The sequence below is a fragment of the Paenibacillus sp. FSL K6-3182 genome, assembly GCF_037976325.1.
Lineage (GTDB): Bacteria > Bacillota > Bacilli > Paenibacillales > Paenibacillaceae > Pristimantibacillus.
The window spans coordinates 5,166,662-5,185,823 of record NZ_CP150265.1 but is presented as its reverse complement, the minus strand read 5'-3'; the positions used below and the strand labels follow the sequence as shown (position 1 = coordinate 5,185,823).

Genomic DNA, 19,162 nt, shown 5'->3' with positions numbered 1-19,162 from the left:
TTGTTGAGGTGAGGAGAAATGCCTGAATTGCCAGAGGTAGAAACAGTTAGAAGAACATTAATTGAACTTGTAGCGGGAAAACGAATCCAATCAGTAACCGTTAGACTCCCGCGTATTATACAGCGTCCAGCAGAACCTGAACAGTTCGCGGATGCGCTTGTCGGACATACGATCCAGACGGTTGAGAGACGCGGCAAGTTTTTGCGGATCATCTTGGACGGGCTCGTACTTGTATCGCATTTGCGAATGGAAGGCCGATATGGGGTTTTCCCATCTGAAGAGCCGATTGAGCTGCATACCCATGTCATCTTTCATTTCGAAGATGGCACGGATTTGCGTTATAAGGACGTTCGCCAGTTCGGTACGATGCATTTATTCCAAGAAGGGCAGGAGCTTGAGCTTCCGCCGCTAAACAAGCTTGGTATAGAGCCGCTTGAGCCAGCCTTTACGCTTGAAGCGCTTCGCGGAATACTCGAGAAACGCGCGACTAAGATTAAGCCGCTATTGCTTAATCAAGAGCATATTGTCGGTTTGGGCAACATTTATGTAGACGAAGCTTTATTTCAAGCACGCATACATCCGGAGCGAACACCTAACACATTGAAGCCGGCCGAATGGAAGCGACTTTATGAAGCGATACGCTCGACACTGGGAAATGCGGTTGAAGCAGGCGGTTCGTCCATTAAATCGTACGTTAATGGACAAGGCGAGATGGGAATGTTTCAGCATCAGCTGCTTGTATACGGCAAGAAGGATGAGCCTTGTCCAACTTGTTCAAGACCGATCCATAAATTTGTTGTTGGCGGCCGAGGTACACATATTTGCAATAAATGCCAGACACTGCAAGCATCAGCAAAATAATACGATTCGCAGCAAATGTTAACCAGCATGCACAGTCAAATACTCCCCGCATATGATAAGTGTGTTACGAACAATAGGCGGATGTCTACTTACAGCTTCTTGTAAGCCGGATCGCCGCTGTGCGGGGAGGGACTAAAACATTGTTCGCGCATGTAGTTTCACTATTAGTTCTTGCTGTTGCTGTTAGCGTAGACGGTTTTGGTGTTGGCGTTACTTACGGTTTGCGGAGGATCCGCATACCGATCGTGTCAATACTAATTATTGCTTGCTGCTCTGGTATTATTATTTATTTGTCCATGCAGGTTGGCGGATTGATAACCACGTTCCTGTCTGAATTCGTTGCGCGTCTCATTGGCGCATGTGTCCTCATGCTGATTGGTGTCTGGGCGCTATTGCAGCTTAGACGAAACAAACAGCAGCAGGATGATGTGAGGCATGAGCACGTAGAAACCGCAGTACAAGAAAGTGCTGCTTCGGCAGAAGCTGGCGCAAAAACACATGCCGGTGAGATCGCGAGCGCTGCGCTTGTCGTTATGGTAGAGCTGAAGCGTCTAGGGCTCGTTATTCAGATTTTGCGCACGCCACAGTCGGCTGACGTCGATAAATCAGGCACCATCTCTGCATCGGAGGCCGTCATGCTTGGCTTTGCATTATCACTTGATGCATTTGGAGCAGGACTTGGGGCTGCGTTGATCGGATTGCCTTCCTTACTTACGGCTTTAACCATAGCGGCGGCGAGTGCGCTTTTTCTTGTAGGCGGCATCCGTTTTGGCTTTCGTTTCTCCGCTTGGAAAGGCATGCAGACATTAGCTATGCTGCCAGGCATATTATTAATCATAATCGGAATCATGAAGCTGTTATAATTTGAGGTGAAAAGGATGATAATCGGATTAACCGGCGGTATTGCCAGCGGCAAAAGCACAATCGCAAACATGCTCGTCGAACGCGGTGCGCTGCTGGTCGATGCCGATCAAGTCGCAAGGGAGGTTGTACTTCCCGGGGAACCAGCATTAGAGGCAATCGCCTCTACGTTTGGACAAGCTGTCCTTGAAACGGACGGTTCTCTTAACCGCAAAGCTCTCGGCGAAATTGTGTTTCGCGATAAACAATCACTAGCAAAGCTTGAATCCATAACCCATCCAGCTATACGGGCGCGGATGCAGCAAACCATACATACTTACGCAGAGCAGTATCCAGAACGATTAGTAGTAGCTGACGTGCCGCTGCTATACGAGACGAAGCAGGAGAATCTGTACGAAGGTATTTTGGTCGTATATGTACCCGCTGAGCTTCAGAAAAAACGCTTAATGGAACGAAACCAATTGCCTGAAGAAGAAGCAAGCCGGCGCATCGCATTGCAAATGGATATTGAGCAAAAGAGACTGAAAGCGGATTGGGTCATCGATAACAGCGGATCGCTGGAGGAGACGAAGCGTCAGCTGGATGAATTTTGGAAAAGTAAGTGTTTGTCATGAGGGTATTCCAAAAGAAAAGGGTGCTGCTCGTCCTGCTGCTTGGTTTATTGACGATTTTATTTCTCAAATCAGATTGGCTTGCGGAGTGGATGTATCCGGTTCATTACAAAGAAGACATTCGTGCAAGTGCTTCTAACTATGGCGTTGAGTCGCATTTAGTGGCCGCGATTATTCGCAGTGAAAGCAATTTTCAGACAGGCAAGGAATCGAAGAAGGGTGCACTGGGCTTAATGCAAATTATGCCTGATACGGCTGCATGGGTCGTTCAAAAAGCAGGATTTCAAGCCGTAACGGATGATATGCTTATGAATCGTGCAGACGTTAGCATTGAGGTTGGCGCGTGGTATTTAAGATCTCTTAGTCAACAATTTGATCAAAATAAGATAGCTGCAATTGCTGCATACAACGCAGGTCCAGGAAATGTTCGCAAGTGGCTTGACTCGGGGACTTGGGATGGAACGATCGAATCGGTTAAAGAAATTCCGTTTGGAGAAACTAGACACTATGTGCAGCGAGTCATTTACTATTATAATAAGTATAAGGACCTATATCCGAGTCTTTAATGGATGATCCTTAACGATAACGAAAATAAATGAAGCCTTGGAGGCTCGTCTCTTCATGGACAAGCCCTGCCAAAGCTTCGGTTATTCATACAACTTTTAATGAATCATTATTTGTATTGACCAGCAAGGGATTGCTCGGCAATTTGCACTAGGCGACGGGTAATGTATCCCCCGATGGAGCCTGCGTCTTTTGTAGCCATGTTGCCGTAGTATCCGTCTTGCGGAATTGCGATGCCTAGCTCTTGAGCAACTTCATATTTCATTTGGTCAAGGGCAGCTGTCGCTTGTGGCACTACCAATTGGTTACTGCTGCGGGATGCGCTCATGTATGTTCACCTCCTTGCGGTTGGTAAAAGTATTATGTGCAAAAATCTGAACTTCATTACAGGAATTACATGGAAATTAAAATTTTTTTTCGAAGAGTCCATTTTTGAGGCTCAAGCGACTAAGAAAGGAGGCAATACGCATCATGAAATGCCCATACTGCGACTATGCCGGAACGAAAGTATTAGATTCCAGACCGGCCAACGAAAACAAATCCATTCGTCGCCGCCGTGAATGCGAAAAGTGCAGCCGCCGCTTCACGACATTCGAAATGATTGAAGAGACGCCTCTGATCGTCATCAAAAAAGATGGCAGCCGTGAAGAGTTCAGCCGTGACAAAATATTGCGGGGTCTTATCCGCGCCTGCGAGAAGCGTCCGGTACCAGTGGAGCGCCTAGAGGTAATCGTATCCGAGGTTGAGAAGGAGCTGCGCACAACGGCACATGCCGAGGTTGATAGCAGCGATATTGGTGGAATCGTTATGAACGAGCTTTATCCTGTTGATGAGGTAGCTTATGTCAGGTTCGCATCTGTTTATCGCCAATTCAAGGACATCGATATGTTCATGAAGGAGCTCAATAACTTGCTGTCCAAACACCCGCTCAATGGTATGATAGATAAAGATTGACAGTTTTGACGACCCTGTGCTAAGATCTATCTTGTCGTCATTTGGGGCCTTAGCTCAGCTGGGAGTCCACTTATGGTTGGTTACACTACCATAAAGAACTGCATAAGAATGATCACGGGGAATTAGCTCAGTCTGGGAGAGCGCTTCGCTGGCAGCGAAGAGGTCAGGGGTTCGAGCCCCCTATTCTCCACCAACACTTTAAACTTAAACGGCAGAGATGCCGTTTTTTTTTTTTTTGTATTGATTTGATTTTGTTGCAACACACCAGACATGTGGAATGATTGATGGTACGAAAATGAAAGAATGAAAAGTGACAGATTCAGTAATGTTATTGCCTCGACACATGTGAAGAATTCAGCATAGTGGAGGCGATGAGAGTTCAAATCCCCTCGTCTCCACCAATACCATCAGAGAAGACACCGTGTTAGGTGTCTTTTTTGCGTTGTGTAGAGACGAGACACGGGATCGCTTTTGTCAGGGGTTCAGTCCGTGCCTTATTTAATGAATCTGCTTGACAACATCATAGAATAATATGTTATTCTTTAAAAGAAAGATTTATAGACAGGCAGTCGGTCGGTTTGTTGAGGAGATGTAAAGATGAGAGTTGTAAAAGAAGCTCAGGAACGCAGGAACGAAATCATTGACGCAGCTGATGAGCTTTTCGGCCAGAAGGGCTTTGACGGCACAAGTACAAACGATATTCTCGAAAAGGTCGGCATTGCGCGAGGAACATTATATCATCACTTTAAGTCGAAGGTGGATATTATGGACGCGCTGATTGAGCGGTATAGTGTCCGTCTTTTAGGCACGGCGCAGGAAATTGCAACAGACAATAGCATACCTGTAGTCGAGCGCATTATTCGCGTTGTTATGGCACTGAACTTAAGCGGCGGAAGCAGCAAGGAAATTATGGAGCATATTCACAAGCCGCAGAACGCGCTTATGCATCAGAAAATAGAAAAGGTCATTATCAATGGCGTTACGCCGATACTGACGGGAATCATCCACGAGGGCATCCAGCAGGGACTGTTCCACACGCCATACCCGTATGAATGCATGGAAATGGTCGTGATTTATGCGAATACCGTTTTTGATGATGATATGGTTCAAATGACGAACGAGGAGCGTGCTTCACGCATACAAGCCTTTGTTTTTAATGTAGAAAGGCTGCTTGGTGTCAAAAGCGGAGGCCTTATAGATGTAATGCAGATGTTTGACGGTGGATAGAGGAAGCGACGAATAAATCTGGAAAATCCCTAGGGAAATAATACAGAGGTGACTTATGTTTAGCAGAATAATCCGCAATGACATTTTTAAGAGCAAAGCGATAACGGTGACAACAATGGTATTTGTCGCTGCCTCAGCTATGCTTGTTTCACTCGCGGCGATACTCGTTGTCAATCTCTCTGGCGCGCTGGATACGCTAATGACACAAGCTAAAACTCCACATTTTATGCAGATGCATTCGGGTGAGATTGATACTGCGAGGCTTACGGCTTTTGCGGAACAAAACAGCAGCGTCGATGAATTTCAAGTGGCGGAATTTCTGAACATTGACGGAGCGGAGATTATATTGGGCGATAATTCGCTTGCGAACAGCGTTCAGGACAACGGTTTAAGCGTACAGAGCGGAAAATTCGATTATCTTCTAGATCTGGACGGGAACGTCATCAACGTATCTGACGGTGAGATTTATGTTCCGGTAAGCTATTTGAAGGATAACACTGCAAAGATTAGTGACAAGGCCGTAATAAGTGGAAAAGAATTTACCGTTAAGGGATTTCTCCGCGATTCGACAATGAATTCTTCGCTTTCCGCATCAAAGCGATTTCTTGTAAGCAGCAATGACTATGCGGAAATAAAAAGCCTTGGAAACATAGAGTATCTGATTGAATTCAGATTAAAGGATATGTCGGCGTTAGGCGCATTTGAAACGGCATATGCCTCCGCAGGACTTGAAATGAACGGGCCAACGGTTACATATTCGCTTTTTAAAATGATGAATGCCATTTCCGACGGGATGATGATTGGGGTTATCCTTCTGGTAAGCCTGCTTGTCGTGGTCGTCGCATTCATGTGCATACGCTTTACGCTCCTTGCAAAAATCGAAGACGATTATCGCGAGATTGGTGTTATGAAAGCTATAGGGCTGCGTGTCTCGGACATCAAGAAGATTTATCTAGCGAAATACATGGCAATTGCGGCGGCAGGCTCTATTCTCGGTTTTGTTCTTTCATTTGTTTTCAAAGGCATGCTTCTTGAAAATATACGGCTTTATATGGGGGAAAGTAAAAATTCTTCTTTTGCCGTGGTTTTAGGAATTATCGGTATATTGTTAGTATTCCTTGCCATTATGGCCTATGTTAACGGAGTGCTGAAACGCTTTCGGAAAATTTCAGCCGCGGAAGCCATACGCTTTGGCACTTCCCAGGACAAAAACAGGGGTGCTAAGCGTTTTACCCTGAGCGGAAGCAGACTGTTTAACACGACGAATATTTTTCTCGGTATCAAAGATGTTCTCTCAAGGAAAAGACTATACGCCACAATGCTAGCTGTGCTGGTGATTTCGGCATTTATCATGATTGTTCCGCAGAACCTGTACAACACGATTTCCTCAAAAAGCTTCATCAGTTATATGGGGATTGGAAACTACGATCTGCGCATACAGACCAACAATATCGATAATATCTCTGGAATAGTCACTGAAATCGTTGAGACGATGAAAAGCGATCAAGCCATATCAAAGGTTGGCGTTCTTACAACAAAAACATTCAAGGCAAAAACGGAAAACGAATCAGAGGAAAATATTAAAATTGAGCTTGGCGACCATTCGATATTTCCTATCGTATATTCTAAGGGCAAAGCACCCGCAGCAAATGATGAAATTGCATTTTCGACTATATATGCCGATGAGATGAGCAAAAAGGTTGGCGATGTCATAACGCTGGTGATTGAGGGACTGGAGAAAGATCTCACGGTTAGCGGAATCTATTCCGACATTACCAACGGTGGCAAAACCGCCAAGGCTGTATTTGCCGACAATTCAGCGGGCATTATGTGGAGCATTGTCAGCGCTGAACTTTCGGATAAATCCCTTGTTGACGTGAAGGTTGCGGAATATGCGGACAAGTTTGATTTTGCAAAGACTTCAGACATTGATGAATTTGTTACACAGACCCTTGGCTCTACAATAAGCTCCGTCGAAATGGCCTCCTACGCCGCCGTCGTCGTTGCGTTAGTTATAACGGTACTAGTTACATTGTTATTTATGAAAATGCTTGTGGCAAAGGACCGATATTCGATTGCCGTACTGAAAGCATTCGGTTTTACAAACTCGGATATTAAGGCGCAGTATGTTTCGCGTACGGTATTCGTTCTGATTGTCGGAATTGTTCTCGGCACGCTTCTGGCAAACACTCTCGGAGAGATGCTTGCGGGTTTAATTATTTCGTCGTTAGGAGCGTCCACGTTTAATTTTGCAGTAAATCCTCTTTCGGCGTATCTGTTTAGTCCGCTAATGATGATTTGCGCGGTACTTATCGCAACAATGATCGGCACATCGGGCGCGGGACAAATAAAAATATCCGAAAATATAAAGGAGTAGACATATGACTAAGATTATTATCGGTGATCATATAGTAAAGTCTTTCGGCGAGGGCGATGAACAGCGTAATGTTCTTGATGAAGTGTCCGTTGAAATAAACGAGGGCGAGTTCGTTTCGGTTATGGGACCTTCTGGCTCGGGAAAATCGACGTTATTGTTTGCATTGAGCGGAATGGACAAAGTTGACAGTGGAAAGGTCGTTTTTGACAGCAGGGAATTATCGGCGGCCTCTGAGAATGAGCTTTCAGATATACGTAGAACAAAAATGGGATTTGTTTTTCAACAGCCGACTATGCTAAAAAATCTAAATATCCTTGACAACATCATTCTTCCATCAATGCGCGACAACAGAAAAAACGCCGAAAAAATATCAGAGAAGGCAAGAGTGCTTATGAAAAGGGTGGGCATTGCGGAGCTTGAAAAGCGAGATGTTACACAGGTTTCGGGCGGTCAGCTTCAACGTGCGGGAATATGCCGCTCACTTATGAACAGCCCAAAAATCATTTTCGGAGATGAGCCGACGGGTGCGCTCAACTCAAAATCTGCGGAGCAGATTATGGATATATTTTCTGAAATTAACGCAGACGGCACTGCGGTTATGCTTGTAACTCACGATGCAAAGGTTGCGGCGAGGACAGAGCGCATTATGTTTATGCGAGACGGAAAAATCGTAAGCGAACTAAACTTTCCAAAGTTTGACGGGACAGATATGGATGGCAGGGTCGATAAAGTATTGGTGAAAATGTGGGAAATAGGAATATGATTTGATTAAAAATAAATGATCTAACCGGAATCAAATATACAAACGACTCAAGGAGGTCCGTTATGTTAGCGGAATTTATCCTAAGAGGTAGATGAGGAGCATCATATGGAAGATAAATTAACATTGATTAAGGTTATTGCTGACACAAATTCACAAGGAACTGTTTTAGAAGAGCTTCCTGCAGAATACCTAAGCGATCAAAAATTCAAATTATGTGCATCACCAGGGCTAGCTCTAGGCCTTGCGAAAGGAGATACAATAAAACTCCATCCGAGCGGAGATTTTGAATTAATAAAACATGGTGGAAATTTCTGCATTCAAATTTACAACGAACAGCCTATCAAAGAAAAGATAAAAGCAGCTGAATCTATAGTCAAGCGAGAGCTTTCGGGTTCTTTAGATGGATTTCATAATGGTTCACTTGCCTTCACCGCTCCCATCAGCAATGGATTTCATGCCACCAATAATGTTTTCAATAAAATTAGAAATTTATTGGATTCTGAATACTATTACTCTAATATTTACAAAAATCCATATAATTTTGAAGATGAAGAGTTAGTTAGTTGGGCTAGAGATCTGGATTAATTGGTTCGACAGATTGCAGATATCACCAATGCATTACATTTTGATATTCATTCTGACGGATGGATCAAAAAAAATGATGCGTGACCATAATATACCCAAAAGCTCAAGAAGTACAGGAGGCAGATATGGTAGATGAAAGGCATCTTGTTTATTTCAAAGAACTCTTAGAAGGAAATTCTGAAATCTCTTTTAGGGCATATCTTTCAAATAATGAAGATTCTTTACGCAAGCAATTTTCTCCAGCAAGATTTGCAAGACTAAAGTTTAAGTCAATTGATGAAATAATAAAGATTCTTGACGAAGAAAAAATATCCTACATCATCAATGATCAGGCTATAAGAAACGAAAATTATTTGGCGACATTTCATCCGGATGCATGGAATGAAAAAGGCAGGCTCAAGGAAGGATTCAAAGACACCATATTCAATGGAATTGTTCACGATTTTAAAACTAAGGGCGAAGATGCAGTCTTAACCCTCCATAAATACATCGAATATCCTAAAAACATCAATAACAAAAAAAGTATAGAAAAACTCGAAGACATCGAATTATTCGCCGAAACGGAATTATGCCTAGGAAATAAAAATCTTGGCCTTTTTTTATTGAAGGCACTAGCATCTATTGAGCGTCAGTTTTCCGATGTGGATGATATTGTCCTTAGAGCAAAAGAAGCTGTCATTAAGCAACAATCATCGAAAGGAAACTAAGTAACTTCGTATATAAGCACTCAAGGGTAGAATCCAGATTCTGCTAACGACTTGCATACTGCGACATCAACTCTATTACTTTACTCTTCCTTTTAACAGGTTCATGAATTTTAATCGATATTTGTAATCACATTGAATAAACGTACTACACGGCATCAGCGGCCATAGCTATGACGCGCTGGGCCTGCTTGCTGGAGTGATTCACGGCTTTCATCTTTCCGAGTATCTCTACGAGCCCGACGGCTTCGTCCTCTGGCCAAGCTGGAATCAGAATGGAAGGCCGCTACCGAAGAGCAGCGCAGGAAATACCCAAGACCTTTGCTAGGCAGAGACATATTCTTATGAGGTGAAAAATGCTAGAAAATATCGATCTTGTGAAATTAATTAGAGACTCAGCTCAAAACTCCTTTTCCGAATTACGAAAATCTAACCCACCCGATGAGTTTTGCGCCTTCGGACTCTATTCAGATGAAGGAGCAATGACTGTTTGCCCTTCTGCAAACACAAAAGAATATCTGAAGGAGAAATGCGAAAAAGACCCGGACGAACCCTTGTACTACAAATGGAGTCCCGCCGAGTGGAAGTATGAATTCTCTGGTCATGAGTGGTTTAATGACGTACAGCAAGTCATCGAGCAGTTTCATAAATCACCCCATACAGATGAACAGTTTACCAATTTTCAGGGATACCTATATGATTCATGCATACTCGCTCTGGAACAGTTGAGATCAGATGGATTTTTTCAAAAATGTATAGTTGTTTTTTCCGTAACAGATTATTTAGATGATGAAAAAGAGATTTCTTGGATCTATCGTCTAAATGATCCCAAAGAGGCATCCGAATTCGAAAATTTGGTTAAAGATCAAGAAGATTGATTATTTCACCATACCTTTAGAAAAGGTGGTTTAGGCAACACTGCAAAGTTTCATTGATATCCGCCGGCATTACAGATCCACGCTGATGGCCAGTACAAGCAGGGCACCCTCGCAAGCTAGTACGGCTGGTGTCAGTTGACAGAAACTTTGTTCCATAACTAGTTGCGTAAATCGTGGCTTTTTTGATTTATGGGCTCAAGTTCTTGTCATTTGATGGTGACAAGAGCATTGTCCCATTCCCGACGGATGATCAACAGTGGGAGGGAAGGGGAGTTAGCCTGAGCGGCACTTAAATAACTAGGTTTGATGAATCCCCGCTTGTCTGTGACTAAGCGGGGATCGAAATCACTTCTCATAGACCTAGATAAACGCCTGTAAGTCCAAAAGCATGAAGAGTATTGGGAAGATGGGATTTATCCCTTGTATATAGTCTTTATGCTATGATGAAATAGATGAAAATTGAGGAAGAAAAGGAGAGGCGAACATGTCTAAATCTACGGAATATTCGGAGTCGGGGAACCCAATCTATCGCTATAGCGATAGACAGCATGAATGGCGGCCTCCGGTATACGGGGAAGAAGAATGGATCGAGAAAATCGAAGACCACGTGCGCAAGCATATCGGGGAAGTCGATTCCGTTTTCCACGAAATCCTATCGGATGTCGTTCATATTGACGTCCACTTCATAAAACCAACTCCCGAACGCAATTATTATACTTTATTCACAACGGGCATGAGCTTTATGCCCATGAATACGCCAGAAGGAGCGGAAGGCTACGAATACGCGGAATTGATGATCTGCTTGCCGCCGGATTGGCGGATCTCGCAAGAAGATTTACAAAATCCGGATCACTATTGGCCTATTCGATGGCTGAAAATGTTGGCCGGTTTTCCCCATGACTACGACACTTGGCTAGGCTGGGAGCATACGGTGCCTAATGGTGATCCGGCCGAACCGCTATCGCAGCAAACGGAAATGAGCGGAATCATTTTGTTGCCTCCCCTTGATGTGAACGAAGATTTTCTTTCACTTGACATGGAGGATGGGCGGACCGTACACTTCTATGCCATCGTCCCGCTATATCCGGAAGAAATGGACTTCAAGTTGATGCACGGCAGCGACCCGCTGCTGGATAAATTCGAAGAATACGGCATTAACGAGATTATCGATTTGAATCGGCGCAATACGTGCAAAGCTGGCTAGAAGTTTGGAAGCAAAGCGAATATGAATAAGGGCACAGATTCTTGTCAACTGACACCGGATAGGCCCACATGGGGCGCCTTGTCCCATAAGGTCGCCGGTGTCAGGCATTACAGGGGCAGCCGGGCATGCCCTCGTGGGACCGGGAATCGAGCTACTTCTCCTTCTGGCCAATAGATGAACTGGAGGCTCTCAATAAAGATTTCTCTTGGTAAGATGGATTAACTGATTAAGAGCCCGTCTGGGTGGAGTGAAATTCATTCCGTCGTGATTTTTTTTGGTTGTGAAACCGGTAACGGCGGGAGAGCGCATCGCTGGCGGCGATGAGGTCAGGGGTTCAGTCCGCGCGGACGTAATAAAGTGAGTGAGCTTCGAAGGAAATGCATCTAGTGGAGGAGCACGGCGTCTGAATCTACCACTATAAAAGTGTTGATACTGCCATATTCAGTGAGAATTGTTTTGCTAATTAGAACGTACTTGCTACTTTAAGAGCTTTTTCAAGACCATCCACAATTATCTCTTCTGCTTTTTCTGGGAATTGATTGTGGCCTTCTATCACAATTGTCTCTATATCATTTACTCCGAAGAATCTCATCATACTTGCTACATATTTAACAGCCATTTCAACGTCAGCTTTTGGTCCTTCAGAATATACACCGCCACTAGCGTTTAATAATGCAATTTTCTTATTCCCCATAAGTCCCACTGGACCGTCTGGTGTATATTTAAATGTTTTACCTGCTCGGTTTAAATAATCAATATATGTGTGTAGCACAGCTGGGATTGTTAGGTTCCATAATGGGAAACCAAACACAACTTTATCAATAGCAAGGAATTGATCTAAATATTTATCAGCAACAGCTACTGCTTTTGCTTCTTCTGCTGTTAACGCAAGTCCTTTACTCGTTTTAAAAGTACCATTAATCATATCTACGCCTACATATGGCAATTCTTCCTTGTATAAATCAAGCTCTATTATTTTATCGTTTGGATGCGATTCTTTGTAACTCGCAAAAAATTCATCATATAATTTTACACTGACTGATTGATATGCTGGGCGATTGTTTGCTTTTACGAATAAAACTGTTGTCATTTGTTCCTCCTGATGTTCACTACTCTAAGGTGTTTTATTTTTAATTACTAAAAAGTTCATCATATTAGCTTCACAATATCTTTTTGAATCTATACTCCATATCCCCACCCATAGCTGCAGGTGTATCACCAGTTTCTCTGAAATCATGGGTATAAATTTGTTCAAACGGACCCCAATTTACTTGCTTATAAAATTCATAACAAGGGAATCCATCGTGTTCCCCTTGAATGTCGACAATACCATCTTTTTTGACAAGTACAGTTAATAGATAGTCAACAGGAGGTGCTAATACATTTAATGGGTTGCTAGCACTTGCACTCATTTGAAATTTGACCTCGTCTGACCCCCATACAATATCCGTGCACAAAATGCCTTCCGTACTAGCTTTTCCTAATCTTTTATTAATGGAACCATCAGGAGTTGTGGTTTTTTCTGTTGTTATGCCCGTATTCACATATGTGAAAATTTCTTTTTTGTAGAAATCTACAATGACTTCTTGTTCAATTCTTGAACGCAAAGTGTTTACTGCATAAGGTGTAAACTCACGTGAGTCACCTTCGAATTCGATTGTGTTACCCGTTTGAATATCTTTCCTAGGTTCAGTCCAAGATGTTGGAATAAATACACTTGCTCTAACTTTAACGATAGTAGTCATGAGAATACACCTCTGTAATGTTTAATATTATTTTTCGTTTGGTTAAATGCTTGCTTTTCCTTTAATATTTGCTGTTTGCAATCCCAGCTAGCGCTGCTGGAGTGTTACCAGTTTTTCAGAAATCATATGTATATATGAATTCAAATGGACCGAAATCTGTTTGTTTATAAAAGTCATAGCAAGGGAACCCATCATGTAAACCTTCGATATGTGCATCCCCAAAAGAAACATCATCAGCGCCCCACATAACATTCGTACATACAATGTTTTGTGTATTTGTTTTTCCTTTTTTATTGTCGATAGAACCGTCTGGATTTGTAATTTTCACAGTCGAAATACAAGCATCTGCAAATGTGAAAATTTCTTTTTTATAAATATCAATAATCACTTCTTGCTTACAGCGTAAGGTGTAAATTCGCGTGCATCACCTGTATATTCGAAGATCCTTCCAGTTGAAGGATCTTTAATAGGTTCCAACCAAGCATACGGTGCAAATACACTTCCTCTAATTTTAACGATATTAGCCATGAGAACCCTTCATAATTTATTAATTTTGTCTCGGTAAATTCTATTTCTTTCACAATCGTAATATAGTCAACTTGATTGACTATATTACGCATAGTACAATGAACTCTGAACAAAGTCAACCTAGTTGACTTTGTTTAAGGAGGTAATATGTATGAATAATCAATTTTTTAGTGAATTAGATCTTACATCCCTTTTGTCATTATCTTTTAGTGTATCGATTAATGAACTACATAACAGATTGAGTGAATTGGGATTTGATGATATTAGGCCTGTACATGGTTTTATGTTTAAATGTATCAATCCTAATGGAGCAACAGGTATAGAACTAGCCGAATATTTAGGAGTTACAAAGCAAGCTGTGAGTAAAATGGTGGATTATCTCGAGCAATGTGGTTATGTAATACGCAAAGCTCATCCCACTGATAATAGAGGGAAAATTATTATTTTGACCGAACGAGGTTGGTTAGTAGTGAAAGCAAAAGAGAAGATTCTAACTGAGATTGAGCAACGTTGGATTGAAAACATTGGAGCAGAACGACTGCAAATGCTCAAAGAAGATTTATCAAAATTAATTTATGGAGCAAATGAAGGTAATTTTCCAACAAGAGTAAGACCTGTCTGGTAATCATAGAAAATTAAAACCTCTCCTATGATTGAACTGCACCCCAAAAATAGACATTAGAAAAAACCTGGGTTAATCTAAACTATTTTAGGGGGTGTTTGGAATTGGCTACAAAAGGACAGAAGTTTAAACGTTACAGTTAGGAGACCAAGCTAAAAGCAATCGAGCTAAAGCTAGGTGGCAAAACAAAAAGGGAGATAATAAAGGAATTGGGGATTGAAGATGAAGGTCAGATTAAGAAATGGATGCGTAAATACAAGCAACTCGGAGAGTACAGGCTTAAGGATAATAGAGGGCGCCGTATGCAGGACGTGTAGCGGATAATAGACTTAATCATGATATTACAGCAGACAAACCCAATCAGAAATGGGTCACGGATATTATTCAGTACCGCGTGTTCGATCAGAAGATTTACCTGTACGTTATTAAGGATTTGTTTAATACTGAAATTATTGCTTATCACATGAGTTTCAACAATGAAAATTCGTTGGTTTTAAAAACGTTTGAAAAGGTATTTAACAAGCTGACTCCGGTTGAGTACCGTCGCCAGCTTGTTTCCTAGGGCTTTTTTCAATGTCTACAAAATCGGGGCTTGACCATGCAGCATAGGTTTTTTTATTGTCTACAAAATGGAGTCTTGTTCAGACTGCTGCACTGGTTATTTAACTATCGTTCTCCGATTGTACATTTGTTGCCCTAAGGCCTTGCGGTAGCAGTTGATAGCCGCTAGTCGTTCAGCTCATTCACAGAAAAGGGTTAATATTTGTAATATCTCCAGTGGATCGGTCCACTGTTACAAGAAACCGGCCATCGCTAGTAAGATTGCCTGCGGAAGAAGGTCTAATTTCAAATAAAATAAGTGAGTCATTGGCGTAGCTATGCTCTATTGTTGTGATTTGTACTTCTTTAACACTAACGTCCAAGAATTGTTGAGCCAATTGAGTCGCTTTCTCTTTACTTTGGTCTATTGAAATCCATTGTTCTTTTTGTATTTCATTGCTTTTGTTTGATTCTTTAGCTGCCTTCATATCATTAATACCAATTATTTTATTATTTTGACCAACCCATACACGCATACTGTCGTCTGCGGTTACATAAGTGGCAGTTTCTCTTTCATCTTTTATAAGTGAAAAACCAGTCAGGTTAAAATACTTCTGCAATACGAGAGTAGCTTCTTCTGCAGTATTGACTGTCAGGCTTTGGATTTGGCCGCCTCCAGGCTTCGATAGCTTTGCCACTTCCACTGTTTCATTTGATTGGGTATTCCCTTGAGCATTTACTAATGAGAATGAGCAGACAGTTAATAGCGTTGCTAATCCTAGTACAGATAAGCGCATAGAATTTTTCTTGAAATGTTTAATCATGAGTATTCTCCTCTTGAGATGCTTGTAATTACCCGATAATCCGACCAAACTTGGATATCTCCGGGCTCCTGCATAATGCTCCAACAAATTAATGATCGTCTGGCCGTAAGCTGCTTTGTGTTCAGCATGGATGTAGGACAAGGCTAATGCATCACAGGCTACCTCTTGATCTGCTCGCATTCGTGCGTAGACAACCCACATTATCGGATTAAACCAATGTAAAATAACCAGAACATGCATGAGCCAATTCATCGCAATGTCCCTGCGCTTGATATGTGCCAGTTCATGATTGAAAATATAACGGAATTGATCGGCATCCATCGAACGAATCAACGAACTGGATAATAAAATCCTTGGTTTCATAAACCCATAAACCGCAGGACTCGGCACTGCATCTGTTACGGTCAGAAGAATCGGTTGTTTGACCGACATTTGGCGCTTGCATTGCTCGAATACTTGTAATACCGCCGGATGGGTTACACTGGGCTGTTTTTTAATTCGTCTATACACGTTGATATTGGCTATAAGCGTTACAATGCTCAAGATTATGACCCCTAGCAACCAACCAAACAACAGGATGTCTCGCAGCGTTATTTTGGATAATCGATCCACAAACGATTGTTTTGCAAGGACTTGTTTTTCAGGAACATTCGCAGAGGAATGAACTATGACATCGGATGGATCTTTGAGTGTCCATTCGCTCGGTGAATCCACGTTGTTCTTCAACTGATTCTTTCGTTCATAAAGATTGGAAATATCATCGAGCGATCCTAAAAGGGATTCATTAGACAACTGCTGCTTCATTGGCAATAGATTGTATACGCTGTACGAGCTTTCTGGCGCCCAAGGCAATACGAGCCGAATGACAACAGGAAACCATAGGAGATATTGCCACTTCGGCTGCAACTTGTTTCTGAGCATCCATTTGATCATGACAATGAGAACAACCAGCACACTTGCCATCAGCGAAGCCCGAATCACCCAGTCGAAAAACACTTGCATATACATCTGCACATATGTCATGGCTATTTGCCTGTCTTCGATTTGTTATCATCGTTTTTGTTATCATCGAATAATTGTTTCAACTCATTGATTTCCTGTTCCGTCAGTTTTTTCTCCTGAAGGAAGTTCGCAAGCATCGGTTTAATGGCTCCACCGTACAATTTTTGCAAAAAACTTTTGGTTTCACTTTGCAAATACTCATTTTCTGAAACCAATGGATAAAACATTTGGGCTCGTCGAGATTCGTCTTTGTTGATTCCAACCGCTTCTTTCTGCACCAGACGGTTAAGCAGCGTACGAATCGTCTTCGGACTCCAGTCCATTGTTTCCGTTAGTTGTTTAACAATTTCGCTGGATGGACATTCCTTCCTCGCCCAGAGGATTTTCATAACTTCCCATTCTGCATCTGTGATTTGTGGTAATTTTGTCATACTCGAAACCTCCCGTTACATGTAAAAGGATCACAATTGTAGGCCTACAACTCATATACTACACGTGTAGTCCTATTGTGTCAACGAACATCCATTCACTTCCTATAACGACGAAAATAATAATAATTATGATGTGTAATACGTCTAGGTGGGAGATCACATCGCTGGCAGCGAAGAGGTCATCTAGAGAAAATAGTGTTAGTATAAAAAGGATATTGGGGATCTTTTAAACCAAAGATGAAGTCGAAAAGCCGCATCAACAGGCATACTGTACATGTGGCTTTTATCGTTATAAATTCAAGCAAGAAGGAGTATGGGGAATTAAGCTCAAATTCGCGAAATCTTTATTGGACTGTCAGATTTAAAGCGAAGTGCAGCGAAAAATGCGCTCAGGCCGTCTAATAGGTGGAGGTGATGATTCAGTGATGCCGGCCGGCTCGAATAACAAGGGAAATTTCCCGAAAGATCCCACTCAAGCTCTAGAGCAGCTGATGGAAAGCTTTGGCTCGACGATCATGCGCACCGCTTATTTTTATACCGGGGATCGGCATTTTGCCGAGGATATCAGTCAGGAGGTATTTCTTCGCGCTTATCGCAACTGGAACTCGTTTCGTGGAGATAGCGCGGTTAAAACCTGGTTGACGACGATCGCTATCAACGTTTGCCGGGACAAGATGGGCGTACGGATGTTTACGGAACAGCCGACCGATCCCAGCCTGATGGAGCGGGGACGGATATTCAACGTAGAAGAAGAAGCGCTTAAAAGATTGCAGAAAAGCGAGATTTTGCGGCATATGCTGCGTCTGCCTCTGCCGTATCAGGAGGCTTTGTATTTATATTATTATCTGGACTTGGACACACGGGAAATTGCGAAAGCGACGTCGTCGCCCGAGGGTACCGTGAGAAACAGACTGCACCGGGCGCGCGAGGCGTTGGCTCGGGAAATGCGCAAGGAGGAGACAACCGATGACGGACATGGAGCGTAATTTACGTCAACATTTGCAAAAGGAGTCGGATGATATGTTGTTTTCTAAAATGGAATTGAGCGATAGCGTTAAACAGAAGATCAGGAAACAAGCCGCCGCGGAAGCGAGAGGCCGCCGCCGATTCGTTCTTCCGAAAGCCTGGCTTGCAGGAGCGGCAGCGCTGGTCGCGGCAGTCGTCATAGTGGCGGGATTGCCGATGCTGCAAGAGCCCGCCGCAGTCCCGACGCCAACGGATAATTCGTCGGAAATCGTGCCGCCAGGAAACGGAGGAGCCACAGGTTCGGAGTTGTCCCAATTGATTACAACTCCATTAGGAACGGCGGAGGCAGCGAAAGCAGCTTTCGGTTCCAGTGTGCTTGTGCCTCAAGTCGCCCCGGAAGGCTTCAAGCTGGCTGAGATCGTCGGCGTGGGAATGAAGGACCAACCGCTCAGAGATTTAAACTTCACATACGGTTCGGGTGATAAGACGGTGACGTTCAGCGCGAGCCGCATGCCGGCGGCGTTCCCGACGGACCTGTTCACACAGACCAAAGTGGGTGGAGCGGACGGCTTGATTTTCGAGCAAGCCGAGTTCACAGAGCTGTTCTGGGTGGTTGACGGCATTCAGTATGGCGTGTCCGGTCCGATTTCGGGCGACGAGGCGATGAAGGTAGCCGAATCGGTGGAGCCTTAATGAGTTGATGCGTGTATATCGTGAATGAATGGAACGCCTACCCGTCGAATGCTAGATAAATTGGGGTAGTGTAATAGCCCCACATGAGAGAGCATATCACTGGCAGATATGAGGTCAGCGGTGAGAATCCCCCTAGGCTCCTCCAAAAAATTAATTCAAACCACTTCATCTGAAGTGGTTTTTTTGGTGAAGCTTATTTGCTTCAGAAGATTACAGGAGGAA

Annotated in this window: 21 protein-coding genes, 1 tRNA gene and 1 pseudogene; 17 read left to right on the top strand and 6 right to left on the bottom strand. The window is 43.1% G+C overall.

The window, feature by feature from the left end:
* Window positions 1-18: 18 nt before the first annotated feature.
* The 4 genes from mutM to MHH56_RS22940 all read left to right on the top strand — a co-directional run bounded on the left by mutM (window position 19) and on the right by MHH56_RS22940 (window position 2,899).
* Window positions 19-861, top strand: a complete 843-nt coding sequence (gene mutM, locus MHH56_RS22955) for a DNA-formamidopyrimidine glycosylase (protein ID WP_339204000.1) — start codon at window positions 19-21, stop codon at window positions 859-861.
* Between the two features lie 140 nt (window positions 862-1,001).
* Entirely contained in the window at window positions 1,002-1,724 is a 723-nt protein-coding gene (locus MHH56_RS22950; RefSeq protein ID WP_076270184.1) for an MntP/YtaF family protein, read from the top strand.
* 15 nt (window positions 1,725-1,739) lie between these two features.
* Entirely contained in the window at window positions 1,740-2,336 is a 597-nt protein-coding gene (gene coaE / locus MHH56_RS22945) for a dephospho-CoA kinase (protein ID WP_339203999.1), read from the top strand.
* On the top strand, window positions 2,333-2,899 hold the full coding sequence (locus MHH56_RS22940) for a lytic transglycosylase domain-containing protein (RefSeq protein WP_076270304.1): 567 nt from the start codon (window positions 2,333-2,335) through the stop codon (window positions 2,897-2,899). Before coaE ends, MHH56_RS22940 begins: the two co-directional genes overlap by 4 nt.
* A 107-nt stretch (window positions 2,900-3,006) precedes the next feature.
* Here MHH56_RS22940 and MHH56_RS22935 read toward each other — a convergent pair whose 3' ends face one another.
* Window positions 3,007-3,225, bottom strand: coding sequence for an alpha/beta-type small acid-soluble spore protein (locus MHH56_RS22935; RefSeq protein ID WP_053377233.1), 219 nt, complete (start codon window positions 3,223-3,225; stop codon window positions 3,007-3,009).
* A gap of 143 nt (window positions 3,226-3,368) precedes the next feature.
* Between MHH56_RS22935 and nrdR the strand changes: the two genes are divergently transcribed.
* From nrdR to MHH56_RS22890, 9 genes are all read left to right on the top strand, one after another.
* On the top strand, window positions 3,369-3,851 hold the full coding sequence (gene nrdR / locus MHH56_RS22930) for a transcriptional regulator NrdR (RefSeq protein WP_053377232.1): 483 nt from the start codon (window positions 3,369-3,371) through the stop codon (window positions 3,849-3,851).
* Between the two features lie 116 nt (window positions 3,852-3,967).
* A tRNA-Ala gene (locus tag MHH56_RS22925) sits at window positions 3,968-4,044 on the top strand.
* 404 nt (window positions 4,045-4,448) lie between these two features.
* Window positions 4,449-5,078, top strand: a complete 630-nt coding sequence (locus MHH56_RS22920) for a TetR/AcrR family transcriptional regulator (protein ID WP_339203997.1) — start codon at window positions 4,449-4,451, stop codon at window positions 5,076-5,078.
* A 55-nt stretch (window positions 5,079-5,133) separates the two neighbouring features.
* Entirely contained in the window at window positions 5,134-7,455 is a 2,322-nt protein-coding gene (locus tag MHH56_RS22915; RefSeq protein WP_339203996.1) for an ABC transporter permease, read from the top strand.
* A 4-nt stretch (window positions 7,456-7,459) separates the two neighbouring features.
* Window positions 7,460-8,218 carry an ABC transporter ATP-binding protein gene (locus MHH56_RS22910; protein WP_339203995.1) on the top strand — a complete coding sequence of 253 codons (759 nt, stop codon included), beginning with the start codon at window positions 7,460-7,462 and terminating at the stop codon, window positions 8,216-8,218.
* A 105-nt stretch (window positions 8,219-8,323) separates the two neighbouring features.
* Window positions 8,324-8,803 (top strand): DUF4265 domain-containing protein, encoded by a 480-nt coding sequence (locus MHH56_RS22905; protein WP_339203994.1) that lies wholly within the window; start codon window positions 8,324-8,326, stop codon window positions 8,801-8,803.
* A gap of 125 nt (window positions 8,804-8,928) precedes the next feature.
* Complete coding sequence (locus MHH56_RS22900; RefSeq protein ID WP_339203993.1) at window positions 8,929-9,510, top strand: hypothetical protein; 582 nt, start codon at window positions 8,929-8,931, stop codon at window positions 9,508-9,510.
* Between the two features lie 353 nt (window positions 9,511-9,863).
* Window positions 9,864-10,385, top strand: coding sequence for a DUF4303 domain-containing protein (locus tag MHH56_RS22895; protein ID WP_339203992.1), 522 nt, complete (start codon window positions 9,864-9,866; stop codon window positions 10,383-10,385).
* Window positions 10,386-10,869: 484 nt separating this feature from the next.
* Window positions 10,870-11,589: a suppressor of fused domain protein gene (locus MHH56_RS22890; RefSeq protein WP_339203991.1), complete on the top strand. Its 720-nt coding sequence runs from the start codon at window positions 10,870-10,872 to the stop codon at window positions 11,587-11,589.
* A gap of 463 nt (window positions 11,590-12,052) precedes the next feature.
* Here MHH56_RS22890 and MHH56_RS22885 read toward each other — a convergent pair whose 3' ends face one another.
* The 3 genes and pseudogenes from MHH56_RS22885 to MHH56_RS22875 all read right to left on the bottom strand — a co-directional run.
* On the bottom strand, window positions 12,053-12,679 hold the full coding sequence (locus MHH56_RS22885; protein WP_339203990.1) for an FMN-dependent NADH-azoreductase: 627 nt from the start codon (window positions 12,677-12,679) through the stop codon (window positions 12,053-12,055).
* 70 nt (window positions 12,680-12,749) lie between these two features.
* Window positions 12,750-13,334, bottom strand: a complete 585-nt coding sequence (locus tag MHH56_RS22880) for a DUF3238 domain-containing protein (RefSeq protein ID WP_339203989.1) — start codon at window positions 13,332-13,334, stop codon at window positions 12,750-12,752.
* A 118-nt stretch (window positions 13,335-13,452) separates the two neighbouring features.
* Window positions 13,453-13,862 (bottom strand): annotated as a pseudogene (locus MHH56_RS22875) (DUF3238 domain-containing protein); the annotation flags it as partial.
* 151 nt (window positions 13,863-14,013) lie between these two features.
* Between MHH56_RS22875 and MHH56_RS22870 the strand changes: the two are divergent.
* Both MHH56_RS22870 and MHH56_RS22865 read left to right on the top strand, forming a co-directional pair.
* On the top strand, window positions 14,014-14,487 hold the full coding sequence (locus MHH56_RS22870) for a MarR family winged helix-turn-helix transcriptional regulator (protein ID WP_339203988.1): 474 nt from the start codon (window positions 14,014-14,016) through the stop codon (window positions 14,485-14,487).
* A gap of 337 nt (window positions 14,488-14,824) precedes the next feature.
* Window positions 14,825-15,046, top strand: coding sequence for a DDE-type integrase/transposase/recombinase (locus tag MHH56_RS22865; protein WP_339209711.1), 222 nt, complete (start codon window positions 14,825-14,827; stop codon window positions 15,044-15,046).
* 181 nt (window positions 15,047-15,227) lie between these two features.
* On the opposite strand, the gene MHH56_RS22860 is transcribed toward MHH56_RS22865, so the two are convergent.
* Together MHH56_RS22860 and MHH56_RS22855 are read right to left on the bottom strand one after the other, a co-directional pair.
* Window positions 15,228-16,871, bottom strand: a complete 1,644-nt coding sequence (locus tag MHH56_RS22860; protein ID WP_339203987.1) for a M56 family metallopeptidase — start codon at window positions 16,869-16,871, stop codon at window positions 15,228-15,230.
* A 2-nt stretch (window positions 16,872-16,873) separates the two neighbouring features.
* Window positions 16,874-17,281, bottom strand: a complete 408-nt coding sequence (locus MHH56_RS22855) for a BlaI/MecI/CopY family transcriptional regulator (protein ID WP_339203986.1) — start codon at window positions 17,279-17,281, stop codon at window positions 16,874-16,876.
* Window positions 17,282-17,706: 425 nt separating this feature from the next.
* On the opposite strand from MHH56_RS22855, the gene MHH56_RS22850 reads away from it, so the two are divergent.
* Together MHH56_RS22850 and MHH56_RS22845 are read left to right on the top strand one after the other, a co-directional pair.
* A complete protein-coding gene (locus MHH56_RS22850; protein WP_339209710.1) occupies window positions 17,707-18,267 on the top strand; it encodes a sigma-70 family RNA polymerase sigma factor in 561 nt (186 codons plus the stop codon).
* Window positions 18,248-18,940, top strand: a complete 693-nt coding sequence (locus tag MHH56_RS22845) for a DUF4367 domain-containing protein (protein WP_339203984.1) — start codon at window positions 18,248-18,250, stop codon at window positions 18,938-18,940. The genes MHH56_RS22850 and MHH56_RS22845 overlap by 20 nt, the downstream gene beginning before the upstream one ends.
* Window positions 18,941-19,162: the final 222 nt, after the last annotated feature.

What these genes read in the sequence shown, in the direction of transcription:
- MHH56_RS22940 (WP_076270304.1), top strand. Translation starts at nt 2,333, where the DNA reads ATGAGGGTATTCCAAAAGAAAAGGGTGCTGCTCGTCCTGCTGCTTGGT.
- MHH56_RS22920 (WP_339203997.1), top strand. Translation starts at nt 4,449, where the DNA reads ATGAGAGTTGTAAAAGAAGCTCAGGAACGCAGGAACGAAATCATTGAC.
- nrdR (WP_053377232.1), top strand. Translation starts at nt 3,369, where the DNA reads ATGAAATGCCCATACTGCGACTATGCCGGAACGAAAGTATTAGATTCC.
- MHH56_RS22860 (WP_339203987.1), bottom strand. Translation starts at nt 16,871, where the DNA reads ATGACATATGTGCAGATGTATATGCAAGTGTTTTTCGACTGGGTGATT.
- MHH56_RS22880 (WP_339203989.1), bottom strand. Translation starts at nt 13,334, where the DNA reads ATGACTACTATCGTTAAAGTTAGAGCAAGTGTATTTATTCCAACATCT.
- MHH56_RS22870 (WP_339203988.1), top strand. Translation starts at nt 14,014, where the DNA reads ATGAATAATCAATTTTTTAGTGAATTAGATCTTACATCCCTTTTGTCA.
- MHH56_RS22935 (WP_053377233.1), bottom strand. Translation starts at nt 3,225, where the DNA reads ATGAGCGCATCCCGCAGCAGTAACCAATTGGTAGTGCCACAAGCGACA.
- MHH56_RS22845 (WP_339203984.1), top strand. Translation starts at nt 18,248, where the DNA reads ATGACGGACATGGAGCGTAATTTACGTCAACATTTGCAAAAGGAGTCG.
- MHH56_RS22910 (WP_339203995.1), top strand. Translation starts at nt 7,460, where the DNA reads ATGACTAAGATTATTATCGGTGATCATATAGTAAAGTCTTTCGGCGAG.
- MHH56_RS22855 (WP_339203986.1), bottom strand. Translation starts at nt 17,281, where the DNA reads ATGACAAAATTACCACAAATCACAGATGCAGAATGGGAAGTTATGAAA.
- MHH56_RS22885 (WP_339203990.1), bottom strand. Translation starts at nt 12,679, where the DNA reads ATGACAACAGTTTTATTCGTAAAAGCAAACAATCGCCCAGCATATCAA.
- MHH56_RS22890 (WP_339203991.1), top strand. Translation starts at nt 10,870, where the DNA reads ATGTCTAAATCTACGGAATATTCGGAGTCGGGGAACCCAATCTATCGC.
- MHH56_RS22900 (WP_339203993.1), top strand. Translation starts at nt 8,929, where the DNA reads ATGGTAGATGAAAGGCATCTTGTTTATTTCAAAGAACTCTTAGAAGGA.
- mutM (WP_339204000.1), top strand. Translation starts at nt 19, where the DNA reads ATGCCTGAATTGCCAGAGGTAGAAACAGTTAGAAGAACATTAATTGAA.
- MHH56_RS22895 (WP_339203992.1), top strand. Translation starts at nt 9,864, where the DNA reads ATGCTAGAAAATATCGATCTTGTGAAATTAATTAGAGACTCAGCTCAA.
- MHH56_RS22915 (WP_339203996.1), top strand. Translation starts at nt 5,134, where the DNA reads ATGTTTAGCAGAATAATCCGCAATGACATTTTTAAGAGCAAAGCGATA.
- MHH56_RS22850 (WP_339209710.1), top strand. Translation starts at nt 17,707, where the DNA reads ATGCCGGCCGGCTCGAATAACAAGGGAAATTTCCCGAAAGATCCCACT.
- coaE (WP_339203999.1), top strand. Translation starts at nt 1,740, where the DNA reads ATGATAATCGGATTAACCGGCGGTATTGCCAGCGGCAAAAGCACAATC.
- MHH56_RS22905 (WP_339203994.1), top strand. Translation starts at nt 8,324, where the DNA reads ATGGAAGATAAATTAACATTGATTAAGGTTATTGCTGACACAAATTCA.